The organism is Chryseobacterium sp. SNU WT5 (genome assembly GCF_007362475.1).
GTDB lineage: Bacteria > Bacteroidota > Bacteroidia > Flavobacteriales > Weeksellaceae > Kaistella.
The window spans coordinates 2,540,566-2,567,463 of sequence record NZ_CP041687.1 but is presented as its reverse complement, the minus strand read 5'-3'; the positions used below and the strand labels follow the sequence as shown (position 1 = coordinate 2,567,463).

Annotated in this window: 33 protein-coding genes; 4 read left to right on the top strand and 29 right to left on the bottom strand. The window is 33.8% G+C overall.

Features of this window, described 5'->3' with window-relative positions:
- Window positions 1-46 precede the first annotated feature (46 nt).
- Both FNJ88_RS12145 and FNJ88_RS12140 read left to right on the top strand, forming a co-directional pair.
- Entirely contained in the window at window positions 47-1,411 is a 1,365-nt protein-coding gene (locus tag FNJ88_RS12145; protein ID WP_143853465.1) for a M20/M25/M40 family metallo-hydrolase, read from the top strand.
- The gene (locus FNJ88_RS12140; protein ID WP_143853463.1) at window positions 1,411-1,764 is read left to right on the top strand and encodes a diacylglycerol kinase family protein; all 354 of its coding nucleotides are present in this window, start codon (window positions 1,411-1,413) and stop codon (window positions 1,762-1,764) included. Before FNJ88_RS12145 ends, FNJ88_RS12140 begins: the two co-directional genes overlap by 1 nt.
- Here the strand turns inward: FNJ88_RS12140 and FNJ88_RS12135 are convergent.
- From FNJ88_RS12135 to FNJ88_RS12055, 19 genes are all read right to left on the bottom strand, one after another.
- Window positions 1,748-2,533, bottom strand: a complete 786-nt coding sequence (locus FNJ88_RS12135) for a patatin-like phospholipase family protein (RefSeq protein WP_143853461.1) — start codon at window positions 2,531-2,533, stop codon at window positions 1,748-1,750. The genes FNJ88_RS12140 and FNJ88_RS12135 overlap by 17 nt on opposite strands.
- Window positions 2,534-2,612: 79 nt before the next feature.
- Window positions 2,613-3,170 carry a prolyl oligopeptidase family serine peptidase gene (locus FNJ88_RS14370; RefSeq protein ID WP_185145828.1) on the bottom strand — a complete coding sequence of 186 codons (558 nt, stop codon included), beginning with the start codon at window positions 3,168-3,170 and terminating at the stop codon, window positions 2,613-2,615.
- A gap of 81 nt (window positions 3,171-3,251) precedes the next feature.
- Complete coding sequence (locus tag FNJ88_RS14365; RefSeq protein ID WP_185145827.1) at window positions 3,252-3,587, bottom strand: hypothetical protein; 336 nt, start codon at window positions 3,585-3,587, stop codon at window positions 3,252-3,254.
- A gap of 24 nt (window positions 3,588-3,611) precedes the next feature.
- A complete protein-coding gene (locus FNJ88_RS12125; RefSeq protein WP_143853459.1) occupies window positions 3,612-3,824 on the bottom strand; it encodes a hypothetical protein in 213 nt (70 codons plus the stop codon).
- Between the two features lie 218 nt (window positions 3,825-4,042).
- Window positions 4,043-5,170 carry a hypothetical protein gene (locus tag FNJ88_RS12120; RefSeq protein WP_143853457.1) on the bottom strand — a complete coding sequence of 376 codons (1,128 nt, stop codon included), beginning with the start codon at window positions 5,168-5,170 and terminating at the stop codon, window positions 4,043-4,045.
- Between the two features lie 363 nt (window positions 5,171-5,533).
- Entirely contained in the window at window positions 5,534-5,944 is a 411-nt protein-coding gene (locus FNJ88_RS12115) for a hypothetical protein (protein ID WP_143853455.1), read from the bottom strand.
- A gap of 340 nt (window positions 5,945-6,284) precedes the next feature.
- Entirely contained in the window at window positions 6,285-6,794 is a 510-nt protein-coding gene (locus FNJ88_RS12110; protein WP_143853454.1) for a DUF6705 family protein, read from the bottom strand.
- 28 nt (window positions 6,795-6,822) lie between these two features.
- Window positions 6,823-7,257, bottom strand: a complete 435-nt coding sequence (locus tag FNJ88_RS12105; RefSeq protein WP_143853452.1) for a hypothetical protein — start codon at window positions 7,255-7,257, stop codon at window positions 6,823-6,825.
- Window positions 7,205-7,438: a hypothetical protein gene (locus tag FNJ88_RS12100; protein ID WP_143853450.1), complete on the bottom strand. Its 234-nt coding sequence runs from the start codon at window positions 7,436-7,438 to the stop codon at window positions 7,205-7,207. The genes FNJ88_RS12105 and FNJ88_RS12100 overlap by 53 nt, the downstream gene beginning before the upstream one ends.
- 239 nt (window positions 7,439-7,677) lie before the next feature.
- A complete protein-coding gene (locus tag FNJ88_RS12095) occupies window positions 7,678-8,187 on the bottom strand; it encodes a DUF6705 family protein (RefSeq protein WP_143853448.1) in 510 nt (169 codons plus the stop codon).
- A gap of 194 nt (window positions 8,188-8,381) precedes the next feature.
- On the bottom strand, window positions 8,382-8,591 hold the full coding sequence (locus tag FNJ88_RS12090; RefSeq protein WP_143853446.1) for a hypothetical protein: 210 nt from the start codon (window positions 8,589-8,591) through the stop codon (window positions 8,382-8,384).
- Between the two features lie 141 nt (window positions 8,592-8,732).
- Window positions 8,733-8,984 carry a hypothetical protein gene (locus FNJ88_RS12085; protein WP_143853445.1) on the bottom strand — a complete coding sequence of 84 codons (252 nt, stop codon included), beginning with the start codon at window positions 8,982-8,984 and terminating at the stop codon, window positions 8,733-8,735.
- 232 nt (window positions 8,985-9,216) lie between these two features.
- Entirely contained in the window at window positions 9,217-9,657 is a 441-nt protein-coding gene (locus tag FNJ88_RS12080; RefSeq protein WP_228414529.1) for a hypothetical protein, read from the bottom strand.
- An 11-nt stretch (window positions 9,658-9,668) separates the two neighbouring features.
- A complete protein-coding gene (locus tag FNJ88_RS12075) occupies window positions 9,669-10,769 on the bottom strand; it encodes a hypothetical protein (RefSeq protein WP_143853443.1) in 1,101 nt (366 codons plus the stop codon).
- Between the two features lie 589 nt (window positions 10,770-11,358).
- Window positions 11,359-11,916, bottom strand: coding sequence for a DUF6705 family protein (locus FNJ88_RS12070; protein WP_143853441.1), 558 nt, complete (start codon window positions 11,914-11,916; stop codon window positions 11,359-11,361).
- A gap of 10 nt (window positions 11,917-11,926) precedes the next feature.
- Window positions 11,927-12,991 (bottom strand): hypothetical protein, encoded by a 1,065-nt coding sequence (locus FNJ88_RS12065; protein WP_143853439.1) that lies wholly within the window; start codon window positions 12,989-12,991, stop codon window positions 11,927-11,929.
- Window positions 12,992-13,065: 74 nt separating this feature from the next.
- Window positions 13,066-13,218: a hypothetical protein gene (locus tag FNJ88_RS14360; protein ID WP_185145826.1), complete on the bottom strand. Its 153-nt coding sequence runs from the start codon at window positions 13,216-13,218 to the stop codon at window positions 13,066-13,068.
- 532 nt (window positions 13,219-13,750) lie between these two features.
- Window positions 13,751-15,142: a dihydrolipoyl dehydrogenase gene (gene lpdA / locus FNJ88_RS12060; protein WP_143853437.1), complete on the bottom strand. Its 1,392-nt coding sequence runs from the start codon at window positions 15,140-15,142 to the stop codon at window positions 13,751-13,753.
- Window positions 15,143-15,272: 130 nt separating this feature from the next.
- Window positions 15,273-17,702, bottom strand: coding sequence for a thiamine pyrophosphate-dependent enzyme (locus FNJ88_RS12055; RefSeq protein ID WP_143853435.1), 2,430 nt, complete (start codon window positions 17,700-17,702; stop codon window positions 15,273-15,275).
- A 143-nt stretch (window positions 17,703-17,845) separates the two neighbouring features.
- Here FNJ88_RS12055 and FNJ88_RS12050 point away from each other — a divergent pair, with 143 nt between their 5' ends.
- Entirely contained in the window at window positions 17,846-18,139 is a 294-nt protein-coding gene (locus FNJ88_RS12050; RefSeq protein ID WP_143853433.1) for a hypothetical protein, read from the top strand.
- 105 nt (window positions 18,140-18,244) lie between these two features.
- Here the strand turns inward: FNJ88_RS12050 and FNJ88_RS12045 are convergent, their stop codons facing one another.
- The 3 genes from FNJ88_RS12045 to FNJ88_RS12035 form a co-directional block, all read right to left on the bottom strand.
- Entirely contained in the window at window positions 18,245-18,487 is a 243-nt protein-coding gene (locus FNJ88_RS12045; protein ID WP_143853431.1) for a putative signal transducing protein, read from the bottom strand.
- 122 nt (window positions 18,488-18,609) lie between these two features.
- Entirely contained in the window at window positions 18,610-19,944 is a 1,335-nt protein-coding gene (gene lat / locus FNJ88_RS12040; RefSeq protein WP_143853430.1) for an L-lysine 6-transaminase, read from the bottom strand.
- Window positions 19,945-20,028: 84 nt separating this feature from the next.
- A complete protein-coding gene (locus FNJ88_RS12035; RefSeq protein ID WP_143853428.1) occupies window positions 20,029-21,579 on the bottom strand; it encodes an aldehyde dehydrogenase family protein in 1,551 nt (516 codons plus the stop codon).
- Between the two features lie 218 nt (window positions 21,580-21,797).
- Here FNJ88_RS12035 and FNJ88_RS14355 point away from each other — a divergent pair, with 218 nt between their 5' ends.
- Window positions 21,798-21,956: a hypothetical protein gene (locus FNJ88_RS14355; RefSeq protein ID WP_185145825.1), complete on the top strand. Its 159-nt coding sequence runs from the start codon at window positions 21,798-21,800 to the stop codon at window positions 21,954-21,956.
- A gap of 10 nt (window positions 21,957-21,966) precedes the next feature.
- Here the strand turns inward: FNJ88_RS14355 and FNJ88_RS12030 are convergent, their stop codons facing one another.
- The 7 genes from FNJ88_RS12030 to FNJ88_RS12000 all read right to left on the bottom strand — a co-directional run bounded on the left by FNJ88_RS12030 (window position 21,967) and on the right by FNJ88_RS12000 (window position 26,894).
- Complete coding sequence (locus tag FNJ88_RS12030) at window positions 21,967-22,494, bottom strand: GNAT family N-acetyltransferase (RefSeq protein WP_143853426.1); 528 nt, start codon at window positions 22,492-22,494, stop codon at window positions 21,967-21,969.
- A gap of 178 nt (window positions 22,495-22,672) precedes the next feature.
- Window positions 22,673-23,035 (bottom strand): nuclear transport factor 2 family protein, encoded by a 363-nt coding sequence (locus FNJ88_RS12025; RefSeq protein ID WP_143853424.1) that lies wholly within the window; start codon window positions 23,033-23,035, stop codon window positions 22,673-22,675.
- Window positions 23,036-23,053: 18 nt separating this feature from the next.
- The gene (locus FNJ88_RS14580; protein WP_143853422.1) at window positions 23,054-24,097 is read right to left on the bottom strand and encodes a bifunctional transcriptional activator/DNA repair enzyme AdaA; all 1,044 of its coding nucleotides are present in this window, start codon (window positions 24,095-24,097) and stop codon (window positions 23,054-23,056) included.
- A gap of 160 nt (window positions 24,098-24,257) precedes the next feature.
- On the bottom strand, window positions 24,258-24,533 hold the full coding sequence (locus tag FNJ88_RS12015) for a Trm112 family protein (protein WP_143853420.1): 276 nt from the start codon (window positions 24,531-24,533) through the stop codon (window positions 24,258-24,260).
- Window positions 24,530-25,129, bottom strand: coding sequence for a thiamine phosphate synthase (locus tag FNJ88_RS12010; RefSeq protein ID WP_185145824.1), 600 nt, complete (start codon window positions 25,127-25,129; stop codon window positions 24,530-24,532). Before FNJ88_RS12010 ends, FNJ88_RS12015 begins: the two co-directional genes overlap by 4 nt.
- A complete protein-coding gene (locus tag FNJ88_RS12005) occupies window positions 25,126-26,169 on the bottom strand; it encodes an AIR synthase-related protein (RefSeq protein ID WP_143853416.1) in 1,044 nt (347 codons plus the stop codon). Before FNJ88_RS12005 ends, FNJ88_RS12010 begins: the two co-directional genes overlap by 4 nt.
- Window positions 26,166-26,894 (bottom strand): class I SAM-dependent methyltransferase, encoded by a 729-nt coding sequence (locus tag FNJ88_RS12000; protein ID WP_143853414.1) that lies wholly within the window; start codon window positions 26,892-26,894, stop codon window positions 26,166-26,168. Before FNJ88_RS12000 ends, FNJ88_RS12005 begins: the two co-directional genes overlap by 4 nt.
- Window positions 26,895-26,898 lie beyond the last annotated feature (4 nt).

Sequence of the window (26,898 nt, the reverse complement as noted above, 5' to 3'; positions counted from 1 at the left end):
ATAATTTTTCTTTAAATTTGAATTTACTAATTTAACTGTAGCATCCATGAAATATTCAATTACAAAATTACTTCCGCTTTTTCTAGGCGGATTTTTATTTGCACAAACATCAGCAGATTCAGTTCAATTCAAAAATATTTCTGATGAGATCCTGGTCAATGGAACTGCTTACCAGAATTTACATCAATTAACCAAAACAATTGGACATCGTTTAAGCGGTTCGCAAGCTTACGAAAAAGCAACTGATTGGGCGGTTCAAAAATTAAAAGATGCTGGCGCTGATAAAGTCTGGAAAGAACAAGTGATGGTCCCGAATTGGGAAAGAGGTAAAGAATCTTTATTTATCAAAGATAAAAGTGGAAAATGGAGATTTTTAAAAATGCTTTCTTTAGGAAATTCAGAGGGAACAAAGGGTAAGGATGTCGAAGCAGAAATTATTTTTGTAAAAAATAAAGAAGAATTCGATCAATTGTCTGCGGAGCAAGTAAAAGGTAAAATTGTATTTTTCAATTACGCATTTAACCAAAAATTTATTTCTACGGGGCAAGCTTATGGCGACGCTGGGATCTACCGCCGGGCATCCGCTTCATGGGCAGGAAAAAAAGGAGCGAAAGCCGTAATTATACGTTCACTTTCTTCGGCATTTGATGACGTACCACATACTGGAATGATGCGCTATGATGCGGATGACACCACGAAAATACCTGCGGTCGCTATTGGGCCAAAAAGTGCAGACGAATTGGAAAAGACCTTACAAACTGAAAAAGTTTATGCAAAACTGAATTCTAATGCAACCATGAAAGGGCAAATACTGTCTCATTCAGTCATAGGAGAAATTAGCGGGAACAAAGATAAAAGCGTGATTGTAGTTGGCGGACATTTGGATTCCTGGGATGTTGGCGAAGGAGCACAAGATGATGGCGCCGGAATTGTTCAAAGTATTGAAGTACTACGAACTTTCAAAAAATTAGGAATTAAAAATAACCATACGATCAGAGTAGTATGTTTCGCTAATGAAGAAAACGGGGTAAGAGGCGGAAATCAATATGCTGAAAATATAAAAAAGAATAATGAAAAACACCTCTTTGCTATTGAAAGCGATGGTGGAGGTTTTACGCCGCGCGGCATTGCTTTGGTAATGGATCAAACCAAACGTAAGCAAATTCAATCCTGGCGATCACTCTTTTTACCTTATGGAGTTCATAATTTCGAAATGGAATATGCGGGAACAGATATCGAACCGATGGAACCTTTGGGTGTTCCCCTGGCGGAATTAGTACCTGATTCTCAGCGCTACTTCGAAATTCACCACTCAGAAGAAGACACTTTTGATAAAGTGAACCGTAGAGAGTTATTATTGGGAGCCACCGTAATGGGGCAACTCATCTATATGATTGATAAAAACTGGTAATGAGAAAACCAGCAATTCACGATAGCTTTTGGAATGCTATAAAAGGAATTATTTGGATTTTGAAATCCGAAAGGAATTTCCAGATTGAAGTTTTTGCTTTATTGGCCAATCTCTTTTTGATTGTTTATTTAAAGGTTTCGGCGGTAGACGCTGCTATAATTCTGATGATGTGCTCTGCCGTTTTAAGTCTGGAAATTCTAAATACATGCGTAGAAAAACTTTGCGATGTTATTCAACCAAAATTTGATGCACGAATTAAAATTATCAAAGACGTTGCTGCTGGTGCCGTACTGCTCATGGCGATTAGTTCCTTATTTGTGGGAATTTTAATTTATTCTAAATATCTGTTTTAAATATAGTTTCATCGTACGAAGACTTTGCCGCTTGATAACCAATCTCAAAAATCTCTTCTAATCGGGTCGCATTTCTTTCGAAAGTTCCATAACTGGCTAACTTTTTGGAAGTAATGATCCAGTCGCAGTAAGAGAATTTATGGATCTCTGTGCGATGCGACATTAACTCATAAGCTCTGGTAGTTATGGATTTTATGGTGTTCAAATCCCCAATTTCAACGTCTTGCGGTGGCGAAACATAAACACCAACCAGTTTTTTACAATCCAGGTGGATAATATCTGCCGGAAAATTATTTAACACTCCACCGTCACTAAACATTTCATTACCGACAATGTAGGGAACTGTAATTCCTGGAATGGAGCAGGAAGCGATTACGGCATCTACGATCCTGTCTTTGCCATTAAATATTTTCTGTTCACCTGAAACCAGCTCTGTAGCAATTATTTTCAAATTGATATCCAATTCTTCAATCGTCATATCTTTAAAAATAGGATAAAGATAATTTGAAAAAATTTTAGAAGAGACCAAACCAGGTTTGTTAAAGGTAAAATGTCGCCAGTTAAAAAAATAAACCGATTTAAAAAAGTCCAGAATTTCTTCGCCAGATTTCCCAATTCCATACAAAGCTCCAACAATAGATCCTGCACTACAGCAGGCCAAAACATCTGCGGTGATATTTTTCTCTGCCAAAAAGGTTAAAACTCCAGCATGAGCGACACCTTTGGTTCCTCCACCAGAAAGTACCAATCCAAGATTATATTTTTCCATAGTTAAAAGTTAGTCAAAAATAAGAAACCACAGAAGAAATTCTGTGGTTTCGGTCTATTAATTTAAGATGCTATGCTTTCTATTTTAAAAGATATTCCTGCATAAATTTGATCACCGCCAATCTCTGAAAATCTACATTTTCTTTTTTGCGGAAACCATGACCTTCATTTTTAGCTTCTAAATACCAAACCGTATTTCCCTGTGCTTTCAATTTATCACGCATTTGAATTGCCTCTGTTACTGGAACTCGCGCATCGTTGATTCCCTGAATAATGAACATTGGTTTTTTGGTTTCTGTATCGAATAAATACATGTAAGATTCATTCGCTGAAACATATTCGCTAACAATAATTTTTTTGCCGTCTGCTGAAAGATCAGAAATTCCCCAACCGCCACCTTTCAATTCCAGAATCAATTTGGTTCCGTTTGGTTTCAATGGATTCATGTAATAAATATCACGATCGCCGCCATTTCTTTTAGTCGATGAAAAATAAAATCCTGAACAATCTTTTTTCCAGCGCATTCCACCATTTTGAGATCTGCCGCCATCGGTTAACAATGTAGATTCCATGGTGTTTAAATCTAATCTAAAAAGTTGTCCGAATTCATTTCCACCAATATCTTTTGAATAGACCAAGTATTTTCCTTCCGTTGATTCGTAATCTGCGGAATTTACAGGTTCGTCAAAAAAGGTGACCTGTTTTCTGTTGCCTAAAGGTTAGTTTAAATGATGCAGTTGAATGGTAGACGCAAACCGCGTCACCATAATCAATTCTTTTCCGTTCGGGTGGATTGCGGTAAAGTTGGCACTTCTGCTTTCCGTATATTTCTTGATTTTTTCATTTAAACTTTTGGGAATTGCAGGAATGTTCTCCGTTATTAAATTCTCGTTCGGAACAACATTTTCACTTTTGGTTTGCGAAAAAACTGCTGTGTCAGAAAAAAGAAAAATAAGTAAAAAGTATTTAATTTTTATTGCTATTAATTTGAAGTTAAGATAGGACTTTTTGGGAATTAAAAACCACAATGTTAAGATGTGGTGCCGTTTTAACATTGATTAAAGTAAAAATTACAAATACTAATTATCAGATAAAGAATTTTTATTTTGGTTAGGTTTTGCAAGAAGATCTTTATATAATTTTTTATATTTTCTATATTGATAGAATAAAACCAATGTGATTGCAGAATGAAGCAGCACGAAAAGCAGTACATTCAATTTCTGGTAGGTGATACCAAGCATTTTTCTCATTACCTGCATTATTTTCACGCAGATCCAAAACAAGGTGTCCATTTATATTTTTTTTAATTAATCTGCTAAAAATTGTAAAGGAAAACTTTTGCTACTCCTCTGTCAAAACTTAATGTTAAGATAGTAATTTTTTGGAATTAAAAAACCACAATTTCAAGTTGTGGTTTTGTTTAAGTGGATATAAAGATTGTACGGTTTAAGTGAAACCACACGAAAGGATTCGTGCGGTAGCGAGGATATTTATCTTTCCATTAAAAGTTTTAATTTTGAACAGATTGCGCTATTTCAATTACCTTATTTTCTCTTTCGAGTTTAATTTTAAGGGGAATGTTGTAGAATTTTTGAAGAAAAGAATACATTTCACAATTGTTAACAGGCGGTTTTTCTCCATTAATACTAATGATATGATCCCCTAATTTCAATTGATTATTTTTTGTTGAAAGACTTACAATATGAGTTTTCTTTTTTTCAGAATCATATCTGGTATAAAAACCTAAATTTTTCAAGGGAGTTTCGCTAATATAATCTTTGCCAATTTGTTTTAAATATAGCTTTTTACCTTTTAGATCTAAATAGGATATAAACTGACTGATAAATCCAAACCCCATATTATTAAGATCATTTCTAGAGGTTTCTACGGTTTGATTTTCTATTTTTAGTTTCCCTATTTGTACTTCTGCATTGTATATTGTATGAATTACATCCTCCTTATTATTGAATCCGTGAATACCCCAACTACTTCCTTTTTTCTTATATGCAATATGTTTCGTTGTTTTTATATATTGGTCAAGTTTGTAATCTGATATCCTTAATTTACCAGCACTTCCTGTATCAAACAATACATATCGCCCCTGTTTCCCAATTTTAACATGAAAACGAGGATTATTTGACTTTCGCAATTTTATTTTAGTAAAATCAGCGATTTTATCTTCGTTAAAACTAGAGGGATTATAAAAAATAAGTTCTTTTTTATCGGGATTAATCTCAATTATATAATCTTCCATAACATCACGTCCAATAATGCCGCTAATAGTTGAATTAGTACAGTTAAATTCCGAAAGCATACTTAAATCAGTATAAATGACTTCTTTATCAAACTGCTTGTCGAGAAAATTAAAAGAAAACTTAACCTGATCCATAGATTTTCTCACACTATTAATTCCTCCCACATCATCTATTTTGCTTGAAATTGAAAGACCAGAAAAAACTTGTGAATTAATTACTGTTTTATACGCTCCGGTATCAAAAACAAATTGATGCATACTGCCATTCACAGATACATTAACAACAGGCATTCCAAATGGATTTTCATAAGGAATAATTAATTCTTGTGCATTGCTTCTAGCAAAAAACAAGACCAGGATAAAAAAAGTAATTTTGTGCATCATTGATTTTTTTTTAAATGAAGTTATCGCCTTGAAGATAACTTTTAATTTTTATGTTGATAGTACTATTGATATGTTTGTGGAAAACGTGTTAGATTGCAACCATCTCCACCAATTTAAAATTAAATTATTGTTTTTCTATTTCCCTTTTTAGGCATCCTAAAAAATGTAGGAAAAATTTTGATAATCTTTTGTCAAAACTTAGTGTTAAGATAGAAAATTTCACCGATTAAAAAACCACAATTTTAAATTATAGTTTTGTTTGTTTGGATAGAAAGTCTGTAACTTTTTAAATGAGAACACATGAAAGGATTCGTGCGGTAGCGAGGATAAAGTATAATATGTACGGATTTAAAATCCGCGTCATTAGTTTAATCTTTCACGTGTTAAACGGATAAAAACAAATAAAAAAAATACAAAAAAGATCCAATCATTGATGCCGTAAATTGTATAAAATATTCCAGCCATTTTATCTTTTTCAAGTACATCTGTAAGATTATTTGTTGTCATCCATTTTGTCCAATGTGTTGCATAAATCAATTTTTCAAGGGTAAATACGGCAACGAGCCATTTTAAATTATAAAAATTTTTAGAAACAGTGATATAAGCAAAACCCCAAAGCACAATCATTAATAATCCAAAATTTGACATTGCTTGATTGTCAAATTCGGTAATAACGGGATTGGTGAAAATTCTGGAAAAAGTTAAAACACCAGAAATATTCATCAATCCAGCTACAATAAATCCTTTCGTGAGGAGTTCGTTATTTATTTTCATTTTTAATCGATTTATTAATAGGTTTCGGCTAATGGTTTTATAATTTTGCTTTTGAAGTTAAATTATTAGATGGGAAAGTATTGGTGAAGAGACACGGATTACAAATCCGCGTCATTTAGTTTGTTTTTAGTTGAAGTAGAATTTTTTCATCTTGAATTATCTTGTCTTCATTACAAAGTTTTCGAATAATTCAAATTGATCTTTAATCTCGTGATTTTTTTTTATTCATTGTATTTTGATAAAATTACAGCCAACCGTTGGGTATTTGCGAAGAAAGCCCTTATTCATGGAGTGATTTCGGGGATTTTTTTGCAAATACTTTGTTGGCTGTACTGGTATTCTACTGTTGTATTAAAATTACATTTTCAGGTAAAGATATTGTTTTATCAAAGGGTTTCAATTTTGTACCAGGAGAATTTTTAATGCTCAATATTTTTATATGTGTAGAATTAATATATTGAATTTCACTTTCAATACTTTTATTTTTACTATCATGATTTAAAAAAACATACAAACTATTTGGTATATTATCTATAGAATTCCCTATTATGCTCCATTTTTTATCTTTAAACCCGGAAGAAGAATATCTTATATTATCTTCAATTACATTTCCATTTTCTATTAACTGATGAAATCCCAAAATAACATCAGAAGTCATACCATTTGGATAGAGTATATTTTCCTTTTTTAAAATCAAAACCAAATTATTATTTCCATTTTTCCATTCCCAAGTACCTATGAATTTATCAACATATGGATCTGAAATATTATCTCCAGGTTTTTGGGAAAAACACATAGTACAAGCTAAAATGGGTAATAGGGTCATTATTATTTTTATTGTATTTTTCATTTATTCTTTATTTAATTTATTGTTTAACTTATGGGCAATCCTTTGGAATCACATTTCCATTTTTATCTTTTTCTAGCAATTGCCAGTTTTTCATATTGTCTGACCCTTTAAATAATTTGAGACCAGAACTATTTTGTGACAAATAATTTAGAAATTGATTTTCATTAGAAGATACTGAATTTGTCGTTGTAATTTTATAAGCTTTGACATACATGTTTTTGTATGCATTAATCATATCATTATCAAATGTATTTCCATCAAACAAGCTCTCTGCAAAATTTCCAAAGTTTTCTATATTATCAATCACTAAATAATATTGAGTACCAGAATTAGTTACAACACCCATTACAAAATTTTCTAATTCTTTTATATTTCCACTTTTGTATAAACCAGCCAATGCAAACAAATCATCAGGAGAAAAAAATAGAAAGTGCACCAACATCATGTGAATGGATATAAGCATTTACCGGTGCGTTATCTATATATAAATCATGTAGTCCATTATCTTCCCCAATATATGCGGTTTCTTTAACTTCGCCATTTTCCTTATTTAAAGTATAAGCATATTCCTTAGTCTGGTTAGTTTTTGTTTTCAAATCAGACATTAAAGCTTTTGTTTTTGGATCCTTTCCATATTTAGACATTTTCGCACACGGATCTTCATCATCAGTGACATTAGGTCTTGTGCCATCATAGGTGTAGCCATCTGGTGGATAATAACCATCATCACTATCATCATAATCGTTTGCAAAGACATAGGTGGTCGTACATGTTGTCGTAGAAGAAGCTAAGGGAAGGGTTGGGTACTTACGAAGAGAGCCCCTTATTCAACATATGATTTCGGGGATTTTTTTGCAAATACTTTGTTGGCTGTACTGGTATTCTACTGTTTTATTAAAATTATATTCTGTGGTAAAGAAATTGTTTTATCATATGGTTTTAACTTTGTACCAGGAGAGTTTTTAATGCTTATGATTTTTATATGTGTGGAGTCAATATATTGAATTTCACTTTCAATCCCTTTATTTTTAGCTTTATGAATTATTCCTACTACTAATAAATTAGAATTATTATCATCTGAATTCCCTAAAATACTCCACTTTCTATTATTGAAATTTGTATTTGAAAAGCTAATATTATCTTCAATTACATTTCCATTTTCTATTAACTGATGAAATCCCAAAATAACATCAGAAGTCATACCAGTTGGATAGAGTATATTTTCCTTTTTTAAAATCAAAACCAAATTATTATTTCCATTTTTCCATTCCCAAGTACCTATGAATTTATCAACATATGGATCTGAAATATTATCTCCAGGTTTTTGGGAAAAACACATAGTACAAGCTAAAATGGGTAATAGGGTCATTATTATTTTTATTGTATTTTTCATTTATTCTTTATTTAATTTATTGTTTAACTTATGGGCAATCCTTTGGAATCACATTTCCATTTTTATCTTTTTCTAGCAATTGCCAGTTTTTCATATTGTCTGACCCTTTAAATAATTTGAGACCAGAACTATTTTGTGACAAATAATTTAGAAATTGATTTTCATTGGAAGATACTGAATTTGTCGTTGTAATTTTATAAGAACAAGCTCTCTGCAAAATTTCCAAAGTTTTCTATATTATCAATCACTAAATAATATTGAGTACCAGAATTAGTTACAACACCCATTACAAAATTTTCTAATTCTTTTATATTTCCACTTTTGTATAAACCAGCCATTGCAAACAAATCATCAGGAGAAAAAAATAGAAAGTGCACCAACATCATGTGAATGGATATAAGCATTTACCGGTGCGTTATCTATATATAAATCATGTAGACCATTATCTTCCCCAATATATGCGGTTTCTTTAACTTCGCCATTTTCCTTATTTAAAGTATAAGCATATTCCTTAGTCTGGTTAGTTTTTGTTTTCAAATCAGACATTAAAATTTTAGTTTTTGGATCCTTCCCATATTTAGACATTTTCGCACACGGACTTCCTCTTCATTAGAAACATTAGGTCTTGTGCCATCATAGGTGTAGCCATCTGGTGGATAATAACCATCATCACTATCATCATAATCGTTTGTAAAGATATAGGTGGTCGTACAAGTTGTTGTAGAAGAAGCTAAGGGAACGCAATTTGAGTCACTTGCATCGCCCGTACATCCCACATCAATGTTCGAGTGCTTCAAAAAATCTCACATCAGTTCCCAAAAAAAGCAGTTCTTCTAAAAAACTGCTTTGGGTATCTAAATTCTAAAAACGACAACTCCATAACCCACCAAAATACCGCTGAAAAGCCACCGAAGGTTCCGTTCAACGGGCTTTACCTCAATATTTATTTTTTTTAAAGGATTCGGTGATTGTTAATTCATTTCTTGTCTTGCAGACAAAACGAAAGCTTAGTTATTGGCTATAGTGGCATTAATTTTTACCAGAAACATAAATGTCATAAATGATTAATTTGCCAAGATTTTTTTCATCTTCTTTTGTCCACTCTGTACATTCAGGTTTATCATAAGTACATTTATCTCCTTTTAAATCACCGTTTTGATTAAAATTTACAGTAATTCTTGTTGGTTTTTCTTCTATATCTTTTGCAGTTGACTTTTTATAAATAGATTTAGAAACAAACAAAAAACTAATTCTATTTATTTCATTGAAATTTTTATTTGGTGAGGGAATAATTGACTTAATTTCAACATTTATATTTTTAAGTAGATAACTTAAAGGTTTCCCAACAAAGTTTTTCTTATTAATTTCTAATTTTTTCGCATCACTTACAGACTTCATAGTTGTTTGAGAACAAGCCATAAAAGAAAGTAGAACTATAATAAGAGTGAATGCTTTATTTAAATTTTTCATTTTGATTATTTTTAATTTGGACATGGTGTATTTGTATATGTCGTAGTTCCAGCAGTATCTGTATTGCTAATATAATTAACTTTTTTAAAATTTCCATTATTATCCATTTTGGTGAGCATGATTCCAGAATTATACTTATCTAAAATAACAGAAAGTGCCATTTCTTGATTATCATTGTTATAGAATGAAATATCATCCCACTCATTGAAAAGCGGTTGAGGAAAATTGACAAAATTTCCACCATATGGGTTAGAGGTAATACTGGGTGGATAATTTTTAAGAAATATATTCATTGCAGTTTTATCTGTTACAACCAATGCATAAGTTGTTCCATTTAATGTTACAACATATCTTGTGCTATAATTTGTAAATTGTTGCTGATTACTAATTAAAACATACAAATCTCCAGTTGAAGGTGGATTATTTCCAGGATGATTATGTAAATCTGCAATTGGATCGGAAAAAGTATGAGTTAATGTGCCAGAACTTGTTCCTCCCGTTTGAACGGACGTAGATTTTGTCTCATAATTCACATTTCCAAAAACCACTCCATTTTCTTTTCCATTTTTCATGCCAGTAATAGTTGTTTTTGCAGTATTAAATGCGGTAGATTTTGAAGTTGTAGTTGCTCGTGTAGAACCCGCTTTCGCTTTCGCACACGGATCTTCATCATCAGTAACATTAGGTCTTGTGCCATCATAGGTGTAGCCATCTGGCGGGTAATAACCATCATCACTATCATCATAATCGTTTGTAAAGATATAGGTGGTTGTACAAGTTGTTGTAGAGGAAACTATCGGAGTGCAGTTTGCACCACTTGCATCTTGGGTACATCCCACGATTAAAGTCCGGGTACTACAGCTGGTAACAGGTTGCCAATATGCTCTTGATGTTGAATTATTGCTTGGGTAAGCAGTATCTTTGAGCGGTTTCAAAAGTCTTTTAGAAAAAATGATATTCTGGAAGAATGAAATAGATTCCGTATCCTCGGTATGGCTGAAAAAAACTTTGTTCGTTTTTTTATTCCTTATTCCTTGCATTACACTCACTACTTTTTCATTTTTAATAATAGGAACGCTCACAAAACTCTCATCAAATTGTCCGAAAGTCATGGCATAATCCCAATCTAATCTTCCAAAATCTTGTTCGAATTTTATTTCATTAAAATTCGTTTCAAATATTTTCTTTACATTTTTAATGTAAAGCAGATCCTCTTCCCATAAGGATTTAGAGGCCAGTTCTTTTTTTGAGCTTCATGTGGTGTAATCGTTTCCTCTGTTCTATAGGAAACCATCAAGAGTAAAAATCCGAAGATTGCAAGAAATATTGTTTTTCTCAGGGTTTTAATTTTTCCATTTTACTTCACAGTTAAGAGCGAAAGAGCAGGAAATAGGTGAGTTTTACGCTCAATATTTTATTTTACCTAAAATAGCAAATCTAATTTGTACCTCATTACGGGAAACCGTAATGAGACGATATTTTTTTACAACAAATGCATTGTATTGCAGAAGTGGAAGCGGTTCCGTACAACCCGGGTTTCATTATTCGTGCTTCGTACGCAACGAAAAAGCTTAGTTGATGTGAGAAGGGGCTTCGTGAAGCGAAGAGCTTCACACATCAGCAAATGAAATCCGCCTAACGATGTACTAAAAGGAGAAGCGAAGACTTATAGTAGATCGGTTGCGTATAGTGGTGCTTTTTTTACTGTTTAGTTAGAATTATATTTTCGGGGTATATAATTGTTGGATCAAACTTAGGTTTTCCTGGGAAATTTAATTTCAAACCAGGTGTGTTTTTTATTGATGTAATTTTCAAATGATTATTATCAATATATTCAATTATCATATTCAAATTCTTATTTCGAGATATATTAAATATTGTGGGATCAATTAAATTAGGTTTTTCTTCTTCACCAAAGGTAAAGAGAGAGCCTTTATTTTCGTTATAATTAGTATAGATAAATTGGGTATTATCTTCTATCGTTATTCCATTTTTCACTAATTTGTGAAATCCAATAAGAGCATCTGCTCTAACATCATTGTCTATTGGTAATTTTATATTTTCTTTTTTAAAGATTAATATAAATAAGTCATCATTATTACTCCATTTCCAAGTGCCGACAAACTTGTCGAGATTATTGTTTAAATAATTATCACCATTTGCAAAATCTTTACTTTGATTTTGTGCCTTACAATTTGAAAAATTCACACCCACAAAAGTTACCATAAGTACGATTAGTGTTTTTATTATTAATTTCATAATTTATTTTTTAAGGACATTTATCTTCTTTAATTTCATTTTTATTATCACCTTTTCCAATTTTTGACCAAGAATTCATATCAGCATCACCCTTCATGACACTTAATCCAGAGTTATTTAATTTTAAATAATTCAAAAAATTATATTCGTTTTGTATATTAGTATTAGATTGATTTACCTTAGATAAGTTTGCGTACATATGATTATAAATATCAAAACCATATTGTAAAACCATATTAGCAAAGTTAGAAAACTTCTGTAAATCATCAATTATTAAATAGTATTGCGTACCCGAATCTGTAACCACCCCCAATACGAAATTATTTGGATCTCGAATAAATCCGCCTTTATAAGCACCAGCAATATTGAAAATATCATCTGGGGAAAATATAGAGAGTAGACCAGTATAATGAGAATGAATAATAACATTCACTCCAGAAGAAACATCTATATCAAGAAAGCTATTACCAATTTCTCCCTCAAAATAAGTTTCTACTAAAGAATTGCTTTCATCTGTTAGCGTATACCCCTTTTCTTTATTACTTGATGTTTCAGCCTTTAAATTTCTCATTAAGCTTTTAGTTTTTTCACTTTTTCCATATTTAGACATTTTCGCACACGGATCTTCCTCTTCATTAGAAACATTCGGTCTTGTGCCATCATAGGTGTAGCCATCTGGTGGATAATAACCATCATCACTATCATCATAATCGTTTGTAAAGATATAGGTGGTCGTACAAGTTGTTGTAGTGGAAACTATCGGAGTGCAGTTTGCACCACTTGCATCTTGGGTACATCCCACAATTAAAGTCCGGGTACTACAACTGGTAACAGGTTGCCAATATGCTCTTGATGTGGAATTATTGCTTGGGTAAGCAGTATCTTTGAGCGGTTTCAAAATTCTTTTAGAAAAAATGATATTTTGGAAGAATGAAATAGATTCCGTATCCTCGGTATGGCTGAAAAAAACTTTATTCGTTTTTTTATTCCGTATCCCTTGCATTACACTCACTATTTTTTCATTTTTAATAATAGGAACGCTCACAAAACTCTCATCAAATTGTCCAAAAGTCATGGCATAATCCCAATCTAATCTTCCAAAATCTTGTTCGAATTTTATTTCATTAAAATTCGTTTCAAATATTTTCTTTACATTTTTAATGTAAAGCAGATCCTCTTCCCATAAGGATTTAGAGGCCAGTTCTTTTTTTGAGCTTCATGTGGTGTAATCGTTTCCTCTGTTCTATAGGAAACCATCAAGAGTAAAAATCCGAAGATTGCAAGAAATATTGTTTTTCTCATACGCCTAATTTTAGAGGTTAATAATGTAGGTTGTGTGTTTTTCGAGAAGTTGTAAGTAACTTACAACCGCTAAATAAATATATAAATAAAATTACACTTTCTAATAAATTTTAACTACAATTTGATTTATTGTTAAAAAAACCGTTATTTAACCCTATAAAAGATTTAATTAATTTCTGTTTAATCTTTGTTACTTCATATCTAAAATCTACTATTAACAATTTGGTTAAATTGAGTATTTCAATGGCAGATATAAAATCATTCTAAACAATAAAGGAAATAGTTTTGCAGCCTGGCTTGAACGGAAATCCTTTTTTAGGTGGGCAAAACCGAAGGCTAAAAAAGATTGACTTTATCCTCTTATTATTTTAATTTGAATCGTCGAAACTAGTACCTAGTTTTGAGAGTGGAAGACGGTTAAAGCTGCCCAAATAAATAGAATGATTAGACTTGCTTAAAGCCAAAATTTCATCCTAATAAAAAACCACAGACAATGCTGTGGTTTTCTAGTATTCTATATGAAAGTTATATCTTAGATGTGAATCACTTCGCCATAAGCGGCAGCAACTGCTTCCATCACGGCTTCTGAAATCGTTGGATGCGGGTGAATTGATTTCAGAACTTCGTGACCAGTTGTTTCTAATTTACGCGCTACAACTGCTTCTGCGATCATATCGGTAACGCCATCGCCGACCATATGACAACCTAACCATTCGCCGTATTTGGCATCGAAAATCACTTTGATGAAACCATCGGTATCGCCGTTTGCTGTAGCTTTACCTGAAGCTGAGAATGGGAATTTACCTACTTTCAATTCGTAGCCTTTTTCCTTTGCTTGCTTCTCGGTCAAACCAACCGACGCCACTTCTGGATGAGCATACGTACAACCAGGAATATTGCCGTAATCAATTTTTTCTACGTGAAGGCCTTTGATCTTTTCCACACAGGTAATTCCTTCTGCTGACGCAACGTGAGCTAATGCCTGAGTTGCCAAAATATCACCAATTGCGTAATAACCAGGTACAGAAGTTTCGTACCATTCGTTCACTAAAACTTTTCCTTTATCAGTTTGGATTCCTACTTCTTCGAAACCTTGACCTTCGATATTGGAAGCGATTCCAACAGCAGATAATAAAATATCAGCTTCTAAAGTAATGTTTCCAGTAGCCGTTTTCACGGTTGCTTTTACACCGTTTCCAGATGTATCCACAGATTCTACGGAAGCATTGGTCATGATCTCGATCCCTGATTTTTTCAGAGACTTCTCAACGTGTTTTGAAGTATCTTCATCTTCCACTGGAAGAATGTTTGGCATGAATTCTACAACGGTAACTTTGGTTCCCATGGTGTTATAGAAATCAGCGAACTCAATTCCTATCGCACCTGACCCGACAACGATCATCGATTTTGGTTGCTCAGGAAGATTCAGAGCCTGTCTGTATCCAATTACTTTTTTTCCATCCTGTGGAAGATTCGGTAATTCTCTGGAACGCGCTCCAGTTGCGATGATAATATGTTCACCTGAATATTCAGTTGCTTTTCCTTCTTTATCGGTTACAGAAACTTTTTTACCTTTTTGAATTTTGGCTGTTCCCATGATCACATCAATCTTGTTTTTCTTCATTAGGAAAGCAATTCCACCACTCATTTTAGTGGCAACTCCTCGACTTCTCTGGATGACTTTAGAAAAATCAAAACCTGGATTTTCTACTTTATTTAAACCGTATTGTTCGGCCTGTTGCAAATATTTAAAAACGTGCGCAGATTTTAATAATGCTTTTGTCGGGATACATCCCCAGTTCAAGCAAATTCCGCCTAAGCTTTCTTTTTCAATAATGGCTGTTTTAAAACCTAATTGTGCGGCTCTGATTGCCGTAACGTAACCACCAGGTCCACTCCCAATGACAATAATATCGTAGTTCATTATTTAAAAATTTGATGCGAATTTACGGAAATTTTTTGAGGTTTAATAGCGTTAATTAAAAACCCTTTCAACCTTTTAAAGGCTGAAAGGGTTGATTATTTAAAACGTTCAGAAGTAATTGATATCCCGATTAGATTTTCGGAAATTTCGTAGGATTTGTTTCCGTAAATAAGGCATAAACTTTCTCTACCATATCATCAACACTTGGTTTGCTGAAGTAGTCACCATCACTCGCATACGGTGGACGGTGATTTTCTGCAGAAATCGTCAGTGGATCGGAATCCAAATATCTAAAGGCTTTTTGTTTTTCTAAAATCTGCTGAAGAATAAATGCTGACGCTCCACCTTCTACGTCTTCATCGATGATCACCAATCTATTGGTTTTCTTCACACTTTCGGAAATCTCATGACTTAAATCAAATGGGATTAAAGATTGAATATCAATCACTTCCGCAGAGATTCCGATTTTTTCTAATTCCTGTGCTGCTTCCATTACCAATCTCCAGGTTGAACCATAAGTTACTAAGGTAACATCCCTACCGTCTTTGGTAACTTCAATTTTCCCAACAGGAACCGTAAACTCACCGATGTTATCAGGTTGTTTTTCTTTCAATCGATACCCATTCAAACATTCAATAATTAAAGCAGGTTCATCCGCTTGGAGCATGGTGTTATAAAAACCGGCGGCTTTGGTTAAGTTACGAGGAACCAATACTAGAATCCCTTTAGAAAGATTAAGAATCCCCGCCATTGGTGAACCAGAATGCCAAATCCCTTCTAATCGATGGCCACGTGTTCTAATGATCAACGGTGCTTTTTGTCCGCCTCTAGTTCGGTACTGAACCGTTGCCAAATCGTCGCTCATTCCTTGTAAACAATAAAGAATATAGTCTAAATACTGAATTTCTGCAATTGGTCTTAAACCTCGCATCGCCATTCCGATCCCTTGACCAAGGATTGTAGCTTCGCGGATTCCAGTATCTGCGATTCTAAGTTCTCCATATTTTTCCTGAAGTCCTTCTAAACCTTGATTCACATCTCCGATATTTCCGGCATCTTCACCAAAAATTAAAGTTTGGGGATATTTTTCAAAAATTTTATCGAAATTATTTCTTACGACTACTCTACCATCAACTGTTTCCGACGCGTCAGAAAAAATTGGAGCAATTTCTTGTACATTCGTCGCTTTCCATTCTGACTGAGAATATAAATGGGAAGAATAATTATCCTTTTCTACTACATATATTTCCTCATATTTAGTTTGAAGATTTTGTCTTTCCATAGTCTGATTTGCTCTGGATACTAATAGCGACTTTCTTATTAAATGAAAAATATCTTTCTTAGCTATAGAAATTACTGCATTAAATTTTTCCAATTCTGCAGCGACATCAGCACTTTGTGTTTTTAAACTTTCCACTAAAGGAAGTACTGACGATTTTAAATCTGTAATGGTTTTTTGGTAGCTTTCCCAAGCTTTTTTCTGACCATCTTTAACAAACTTCTTTGCTTCGGATTCAATTGCTTCTAGTTCTTCAAGGGTTGCAAGTTGTTGTTCATTGCCTTCGATTTCGATGGAATAATCCAAAATCCATTCTCTGAATTTTAATAAACCATCAAACTCTCCTTCCCATTTCAGGCGGTCTTCGTTTTTATATCTTTCGTGTGAACCGGAAGTTGAGTGTCCTTGCGGTTGGGTAACTTCAATGACGTGGACAACCACAGGAACACTTTCAGTTCTTGCAAAATGTTCTGCACGTGCGTAAGCATCCAGTAAAGATGGATAATCCCAGGCTTTTACCTGAATGATTTCGCAACCTTGATTTTCTCCTTCTTTTCTTTGGAAACCGGAAAGCATTTCTGCGATATCCGCTTTTGCTCGTTGATTATGGGTCGGGACAGAAATACCGTACCCATCATCCCAAATAGAAGTAATCATAGGAACTTGTAAAGCACAGGCAGCATTTAGAGTTTCCCAAAAATGGCCTTCCGCCGTGGACGCATCACCAATTGTACCGAAAGCAACTTCATTACCTTTGTTAGAAAACTTCTCTGAGCCTTCAAACTGTACTGTTTTATAAACTTTCGAAGCCAAAGCAAGCCCAAGTAATCTTGGCATTTGTCCTGCGGTCGGAGAAATATCTGAAGATATATTTTTCTGTTTCGTTAAATCTTTCCAACTACCGTCTTCATTTAAGCTTCTGGTAGCATAATGTCCATTCATCTGCCGTCCCGCAGAAGCTGGTTCTCTTTCAATATTTGTATCTGCATACAACTGTGCAAAAAAACTTTCTACCGTTACGGCACCGATTGCAAATGCAAAAGTTTGATCACGGTAATATCCAGAACGGAAATCTCCATCTTTGAAAACCTTGGCCATTGCCAGCTGTGGTAATTCTTTTCCGTCTCCGAAAATACCAAACTTTGCTTTCCCTGTCAGAACCTCTCTTCTTCCGAGGTAAGACATCTCGCGAGAAATTCTTCCAAGACGATAATCTTCCAAGATTTGATTTTTAAAGTCTTGAAAAGAGATCTGCTGAGTTTCTATATAGGTCGATTCCATAAAAGGTGAATTTTTACAAAGGTAAATAATAGAATTGAATTTATAAAATTGTAAAAAATAATTATTAATAATTGTTTATTTTTACCTACTGAATTTTATAAATTTGATAATCTGTATCTCCCTCTTTCAAAATATAAATATTAATGGAAAAAAAATCACCGCATATCTTAAATGCATCATCAGGTTTACTCGGATTCTGCTTGGTTATACTCACTTCTTTAGAGATCACCAAAGTGAGTGACCGGACCTTTATTGATGAAATTGCCGGACTTGCAAGTCTCTGTTTATCAATCAGTTGTTTTATGTCATTTTTGGCTATCAGAAGCACAAAAGAAAATTTTGAATCTAAATTCGAAAAAATTGCAGATTATTTATTTATAACCGCATTATTATGTATTTCCATATCTGTGATTTTAGTGACTTTTAATCTGTTCTAGAGGTAATAAAATCTATTACCGTTAAAAAATTCACAAAAAAATCGGAGTCAATAAGATGATTCCAATTTCTGTAAAACGTAAAATTTAAAAAAATATGAATTTGATTTAGTTGTTACTTGGATTAAATTCAGTTTGCTTAAGCATGCCATCAATAATTTCAAAGGCTTTTTGCTCGTCTTGCAAATTTACCATCAAACGAACAGTATTTGCAGTTGGAGTGGTGGTGAAGGACATATAGTTATCATTTAAAAAACTGGTAATATTTTTAGCTTCAAGTTTTGATTTCACTAACTGAATCTCTGAGGGCTTTTCACTTTCAAAAACTGCGACTCTTGTTTCTCTTTCCATAATTATTTTTATTTCTGAGTTCTAAAGTTACAAAAAAATATTATACTTTCTGTACTTATAAACAAAAAAAAGTAAGGATTTCAAATATTTTATCTTAAAACATATTGAAATCCTTATTATAATTACATTTTCGCAATACAAACTTCTATTTTATCAAGAGCCATCTGAATTTCTTCGGTTGTCACGTTTAAATGAGGTCGAAATCTAATAGACTGATCTCCACAAGATAAAATAATGACATTTTCTTCATACATTAACGCTTGCAAACGATCGCGCTCTCCTCCACTTGGCAAGTCAATTGCACACATAAGACCACGCCCTCTAGGGTTAGAAATCATATGTGGGTATTTTTGCGAAAGACCTTGTAATCCTAATTTTAAATACTCGCCTACTACTTTTGCATTTTCTACTAAATTTTCTTTTTCAATAACCTCCATGATCAGTTGAAACCTCATCATATCGATAAAGTTACCTCCAAAGGTAGAATTGATCCGGGAACTTTCTCTAAAAACGTTATTGGGAATTTGATCGAATTTTTCTTTATTGGCTAAAACCCCACAAACCTGCGCTTTTTTACCGAACGAAATGATATCCGGAACTATACTGAAATGCTCATAAGCCCACATTTTTCCTGTTAGTCCCATTCCTGTTTGAACTTCGTCAAAAATTAATAAGACTTCATTTTGATCACAAAGTTTTCTTAAGCCAACAAAAAACTCATCGCGGAAATGGTTATCCCCACCTTCGGCCTGAATAGGCTCGATGATGATACAAGCTACTTTATTCGGATTTGAAAGAATTGCCTCTTCAATATTTAGAAGTGCTAAATTTTCATTTTTAATGGTTTCCTCTAAATTTTCATCTGTGATCGGGAAATTCAAATGAGGATTGATAATTCTAGGCCAATCGAATTTTGGAAAATACATGTATTTTCTTGGGTCAGAAGTATTCGTTAAACTCAATGTATAACCACTTCTACCGTGGAATGCTTGTTTGAAATGAATACAGATTCCTGCTTCCAGATCAAGACCTTTTTCAAAATTCTTTCGGGTTTTCCAATCAAAACATGCTTTCATAGCATTTTCTACGCCCATCGTTCCACCTTCGATGAAGAAACAATATTGTAATTCTTTTGGAATCCCCACTCGTTCAAATACTGTCATAAAATCGGCGAATTCCTGAGAGTAAACATCTGCCAAAGTAGGTTTATTTACAGCTAATTTACCAAGCCATGCGGATCTTTCCACAAGATAAGGATGATTATACCCGATGGACGCTGAGGCGAACATGGAGAACATATCGAGATAGTTTTTACCTGTTAATCGGTCATGAATCCAAGAACCTTGAGATTTATCGAAATCCATTACGAAATCAAAACCATCGGCAAGCATGTGTCTTGACAAGGTTTCTTTTACCGTATTGGTTGGCTCCGGATGAGATGCAATTGCGTTGTTCATATTATAGAAGTTAGTAGTTAGATTTAAGAAATTAGAAATTAATCCCTCAATCTGAAGTTAATTTTTTAGTTTTATTTAATCGTTTTATAGATCGAATTTAATGCCTTGTGCTAAAGGCAAACTATCGGTATAATTGATCGTATTGGTTTGTCTTCGCATGTAATATTTCCAAACATCGGAGCCAGATTCTCTACCACCTCCAGTTTCTTTTTCTCCACCAAAAGCTCCTCCGATTTCTGCACCAGAAGTTCCGATATTCACGTTGGCGATTCCACAATCGGAACCGTTTTGAGAAAGGAATAATTCTGCCTGACGCATATCGGTCGTCATAATCGCAGAACTTAAACCTTGAGGAACATCATTCTGCATGGCGATTGCTTCTTCCAAAGTTTTATATTTCATGATATAAAGTATGGGTGCAAATGTTTCGTGCTGAACGACTTCGTAAGAGTTCTGAACTTCTGCGATACATGGTTTTACATAACATCCAGATTCATAGTCCTCTCCTTCTAAAACACCACCTTCAACAACGAATTTTCCACCTTCTTTTTTACATTTTTCGATTGAATCCAAATATTGTTGAACAGCTTGCTGATCAATCAAAGGACCAACGTGGTTATTTTCATCTAAAGGATTTCCGATTTTGATTTGCTTGTAAGCTTTTACCAAACGGTTTTTCACGTCATCAAATATAGATTCATGAATAATTAAACGTCTTGTAGAAGTACATCTCTGCCCGGCAGTTCCGACTGCGCCGAACACTGCGCCGATTATCGACATATTCAAATCAGCATTTTCTGTAAAAATAATTGCGTTATTTCCACCTAATTCCAAAATCGATTTTCCGAATCTTTTCGCCACATTCGTTCCAACCAGTCTTCCAACTTTCGTAGAACCTGTGAAAGAGATTAAGGCAACATTTTTATCATTCACCATTCTGTCACCAATTTGATGATCACCCACAATCATGGTCGAAATTCCTTCTGGAAGGTTGTTTTCTTTTAAAACTTGGTTGATGATATTTTGACAAGCGATGCCACAAAGTGGTGCTTTTTCTGATGGTTTCCAAATGGTTACATTTCCACAAATCCATGCTAATGCAGTATTCCAAGACCAAACGGCAACTGGGAAATTAAAAGCAGAGATAATTCCGATAACTCCTAAAGGATGATATTGCTCGTACATACGGTGTCCAGGTCGTTCGGAATGCATGGTATAACCGTGAAGCTGACGAGATAATCCTACCGCAAAATCACAGATGTCGATCATTTCCTGAACTTCACCCAAACCTTCTTGCAAAGATTTTCCCATTTCATAAGAAACAAGTTTTCCTAGATCATCTTTATATTCTCTTAGTTTTAAACCAAACTGACGAACCAATTCTCCTCTTTTTGGTGCTGGGATTTGACGAAATTCTAAATAAGCTTTTTTAGCAGTTTCAATTACTTGATCGTAATCGTTTAAATTTCCTGTAGTTACTTTGGCAATCAATTTTCCATCTGTTGGAGAATAGCTTTCGAGTAAATCGCCATTGGCAAAGTAATTTCCGCCAGAAGAGACGCCTTTATTTTCTTTTGTAATACCTAAATTAGAAAGGGATTTTTCTATTCCAAAATCCTGATTTTTTTGGGACATAATATTATTTTGAATTGTCCTTAAAGATAGAGAAATTACTGAAATCAGAAAAATTTAAACAGAGTTTTATTAAATTTTAAATGATTACGGATTTTAGAAAACAATATCGTAAATACCATGAATAGCATGATTTCATAATAAAAAGGGAAGTACCAATTATTTTTCTAGTTTAATTTTAAAGAGTACGATAATAGTCTTAATTTTGAAAAAAGTTATCTATGGAAAATTTACAACCTGAAGATAAAAATTCAAAATTCAAAAAATGGTTTAAACGTGTTGGAATTGGTGGCTTGATCTTCTTCACCGTGAAGGGAATCGCCTGGCTCTTTATCTTCTATTATGGCGGTGAACTATTTCAGGATTGTACAGGGAAATAGATTTCATTTATTACTGCCAGTCCTCTTTTTTGATTTGGAAAACAACATTCACTTTTGAATCTTCGCCGAAATACGCAACTTCTAGTTCGCCCAAATTTTCTGCGCCGAGTTTAGTCATGGCTTTTACAGAACGGATATTGTCTTTTCCTACATGGAAAATTACTTTATCCACGAACTGAAAGATATAATCCAGCATCATTTTTTTGACACTTGCATTGATGTTTTTGCCCCAAGATTTGGTGCCGTAAAAAGTGTAACCAATTAAAATGCTATTATCATTTTCATCGTAATCATAGAATCTCGTACTTCCTAAAACCTCATCAGAAGTTTTATCCATTATTAAAAAAGCACCTTTGCTTTCAACTGCTCCAGTAAAAAAATTCTGGAAGACTTCGCGCTTATAGCGTTCTTTATTAGGATGCATGGACCACACTTCTGGATCTGAAGCGACGATGTATAATCGTTCAAAATCACTTTCCTTTAAAGGAACTAATCTAACGTTGTCGTTTTCTAAAGTTGGTTGGATTGAGAAATTCATAGTTGATGTTTTTTCAAAGATAAAAATAAGTTTTATCTGTTCTTTAAAAATAAAGTAAAAATATTTTCCTCCGGATTTTGTAGTTTAAGCAGAGTAAAATAAGGTGGAAAATCTGCGTCATCTGCAAAATCTACGAGAGTTTTATATTTATTTTTAGAAAAAATATTAATGTGAAAAATTAGCCGTGATAAACTCGAGAAAAAACAATTTTTCCATTTTTAATTTCCAACACTTCGCCGATTTCCATATCTAATTCACCATCCACTTTTCTGGTGTATTCCATGAAAACATGCTCAGAATCGGCAGTTAATTTATTGACTTCATAACGCAAAGTCGGTAATCTTTCAAAACAATCTTTCCACCACTTTCTTAATGCTTCTTTCCCTTTAATCAAACCATTAGTTTCAGGTTCACGAACTTTTAATTTTGGACTATAATGTTCGGCATGATCATCATATAACGCAAGCAAATTTTCTAAATCGTGTTCATTGAATGCTTTAAACCAAAGTTTCGCAATATTTTTTAAATCTTCTGGATTCATGATTTTTTAATTTAAATTTTAGAAAAGAATGGCATTCTCTAATCCCAATAATTTTTGTTTGCGCCAAATTCCTCCGCCATAACCGGTTAGAGTTCCGTTGCTTCCAATTACTCTGTGACACGGAATTATAATGGAGATTTTATTCAATCCGTTCGCATTAGCAACTGCACGCACTTTTTTCGCATCACCTAAAACTTCAGATTGCTTTTTGTAAGTCCAGGTTTCTCCATACGGAATTTTTAGTAAAACCTGCCAAACGCTTTTTTGAAATTCTGTTCCAACCGGAGAAAGTGGAACGGTGAATTCTGTTCTGTTTCCTTCGAAATATTCTGAAAGCTCTTTTTCTAGAGTTTTGAAATGTGGATTGTCACCTTGAACGATGGTTGCATTAAGTGATTTTGCGAGATCTTTGAATTCAGTTTCCAACATTTTTCGGTCGGTGAATTCTAGCATGCAAATCCCTTCTTCAACCGCTGCAGCATACATTGTTCCGATCGGAGTTTCGATTCTTTTAAGATCAATAATTTTTTGCGTTTTAGAATTTTTGGGAGAAACTCCAAATATCGATTTGAAACTTTCATTAAAACCGCTTAAACTTTCGAAACCACTATCATAAGCAGTTTTCATAATATTATCACCTTGCTGTATTTTTTTAAAAGCCGTATTTAACCGGAACATTCTTTGAAATGCATGAAAGGTCATTCCGTGGTTTTTTTGAAACCATCTTCTAATTGTAGCCGGCTCTACTCCACGCTCGACCAAATCAAAATCTTTAAATTTCAAAGAAGGATCTTCTCTTAATTCTTCTAAAATCTTTTGAATATACTCTGGAGTTTCATCTGGATTTTCTAATGGTTTACAAACTTTGCAAGGTCGATACCCTTTTAATATAGCATCTTTTGTATTTTGAAAAAACTCTACATTTTCAGGTTTCGGTTTTCGTGCGGTACACGTTGGTCGGCAAAATATTCCAGTTGTTTTCACGCCCATCCAAAAAACGCCTTCAAAATCAGGGTTTTTATCAACTGAAGCTTGATACATGAGGTCGTTTGAAAGTTCCATGTCGTAAATTTAAAACAAAAATACACGAATACAAATCGCAACACAACCGAAAAGTCGACAACTATTTTTTAAACCAAAAGTTGAATAAAATTACAATTAAAGTCTCCTCTTTTTCTGATTTCTAAAAACTAAAGAAAGTTCCTAATTTTTAGAAAAAGAATTATCCTAAAACTTTTATTTCATCCACTCGAAAGTTGGATTGTAGTTTAGGCATTTGATGTTGATATCGATCTAAAAAGCCTTGTTCAAATGAAAGTTCCCGATATTCATCCGGAATCATAATCGGTATTCCAGAGATGATGGGGAAATATCGTTTACAAGAAGCGCAGGTAAATAAACCCTCTAAAACCTGTGTTTGATCTTCTCTGTAAATTTCCAAATGCAAATCATTTTTATCAAATGGACAGCACATTTTATCTAATTTTTCTTGAGTCATGGGTTTATTCTTTTTTTAATTTCTTTAACGCGAGCTGTTATATTTTCAGCTTCAGTAATTCCTGTGATCATGGCGATTCCTGCTATTGGCCAATCTTTTATTTCATCTAAATGTTCGGGGGTTATTCCACCAGCTACATAAATCGGAATACTAAAGTTCTCCGACGCTTTTATAATGTTTTGGTGATTGATTATTTCACAATTTGTCGCAGATTTCGTGGGATACAAACTACAAAACGAAATATAATCAACTGAATTCTCAATTGCTTTTTTAATGGTGTTTTCATCATTTCCAACGGTAAGACCAACTAAGAAAGAGGTTGGAACTTTATCAGAATCCCAGGAGTCTGGTAATTCGTCGAAATGCACTCCATCACAATTATTTGAAATTGCAAAGTCAAAATCTTGATTAATGAGCAATAATGCGTGATAATGGTGACAAAGTTTAAGCAGTTGTGCAATTTCTAAATTTGTAAAACGATGAGCATTAAACAGCTGAATTTTGTCCGCACCACCTTCTAAGGCTTGTTTCGCTTGAGAGAACAGTAATTCAAAATCAATACTGCAATCCAATATTAGATACAATTCTTTTTTCATAACCATTCCTTTTCTAAGGCATTCCCAAATGCTTTCCAATAAGGATCTAATTCTATCGGTTTTAAATCCATCACATTTCCATTGAGGTCTTTGTAAGTTGAACGCTCTTTATTATGAAAAGATCCTATCACCGTTGCTTGAATTCCATTTAAATTTAAAAAATTCAGTAATTCTTCAATTTTACTGGGATTGACGCTCATCAGCATACTTCCTGCTCCAATAATTTCAAAAGGCGAAAGATTGAATTGATCCAACAACTTCCATTGCTCTTTTAAAACTGGAACTTTTCGTAAATCCAATTCACACCGAATCCCGGCTGCAATCGAAAATTCGGCAAATGCGTTTAGTACTCCACCTTCCGTTATATCATGCATCGCTTTTACAGATCCTGGATTTTTCTTATTAAATTCCGCAGCGAGTAAACCTTCACGCATCACACTTATTTGGTGAAATAATTGAAGAAAATCGAAAGGTTCTTCTCCTTTAAAAAGTTTCTTTGAAGTTTCAGGAAAATACAAACCTAAGATCGCCGTAGAAGCAATTCCAGCGTGTTTAGTCATCAACATCACGTCTCCTACTTCTGCTTGATCCGACGTCAACAAACTTCCTTTTGGCGCGATTGCGAACATTGTTCCTCCTCCACTCACGGTAGAATTGTGTCCCATTACCCAACCGGTATGTCCGCCCGTAATTGCGATTTTATTTTTTTCACACTCGTAATGAATTGCGGTCCAATATTCTTGGAATACTTTTTCCGTCATGTCTTCGGGTAAATTTAAAACCATCTGAAAATATTGTGGTGAAACACCAGAAGTCACAATATCATTGGCAATTAAATGAACAGATAAATAGGCAGACAGTTCGGGACCCAATTTTGGTAAATACGATAATGGATCACTTGCAGAGACCATTTCTAACTCGTCCGAAATTTTTATTAAACTACTGTCAACACCGAAAGAAGGTCCTTTTAAAACATTTTTATTCCGATATCCCAATTGATTTAATAAAGTGTTATTGATAAGATCATTATTTATTTTCATACATCAAGAAACTTTACGTAAACGCCAAAAAAATCACCGTAAGGCATTTTCCATTCTTTTACAGGAAACCATTTGGGTAAACCTGTACACATCCACGTAATTTCAAATTCACGATGTTGAAGATTTTTTTCGAGCAAGTCTATTAAAGTTTTTGGAGTGTAAAAAGTGGCTGTTCGATAGTATTCATTCGCTCCAAAAGATTGCTGCACTCTTCTGCGAATGAATTTGGGCGTTAACTTATTCATCATTCCCATTGCAAAGCCATTTTTACAAACGCGCGATGCTTCTGCAATTACTTGCTCAGGATTTTGATAGTATTCAAAAGTATTCATGAAAACCAGCAGATCAAAACTTTGATCTTTGAAAGGCATATGATGAACATCCGCCATGGTAAGATCGCCACCCCAGCGGTAAAGAGCCTGCGAAAGCATGAAAGGAGAAATATCTCCGCCAGTTGCTTCCAAACCGATTTGGTGCCACCATCGGGTGAATCGGGTCGTGCCACAGCCAAATTCTAAAAGGGTTTGATTTCGAACATCAGCTTTGATTAAGGCAGCCATAACAGCTTTTTGCTCAATTTCTGCACGTTTGTATTTTCCTTCGTAATAATCTTCATACCGATCGGTATATTGGCGGTTGAAAAACCATTCCTTACGTCCTTGCCAAGAGCGAATTCCATCAAAAATTAATTGGGATTGGGCGGTTTTATTTATTTCTTTTTCCATAAAT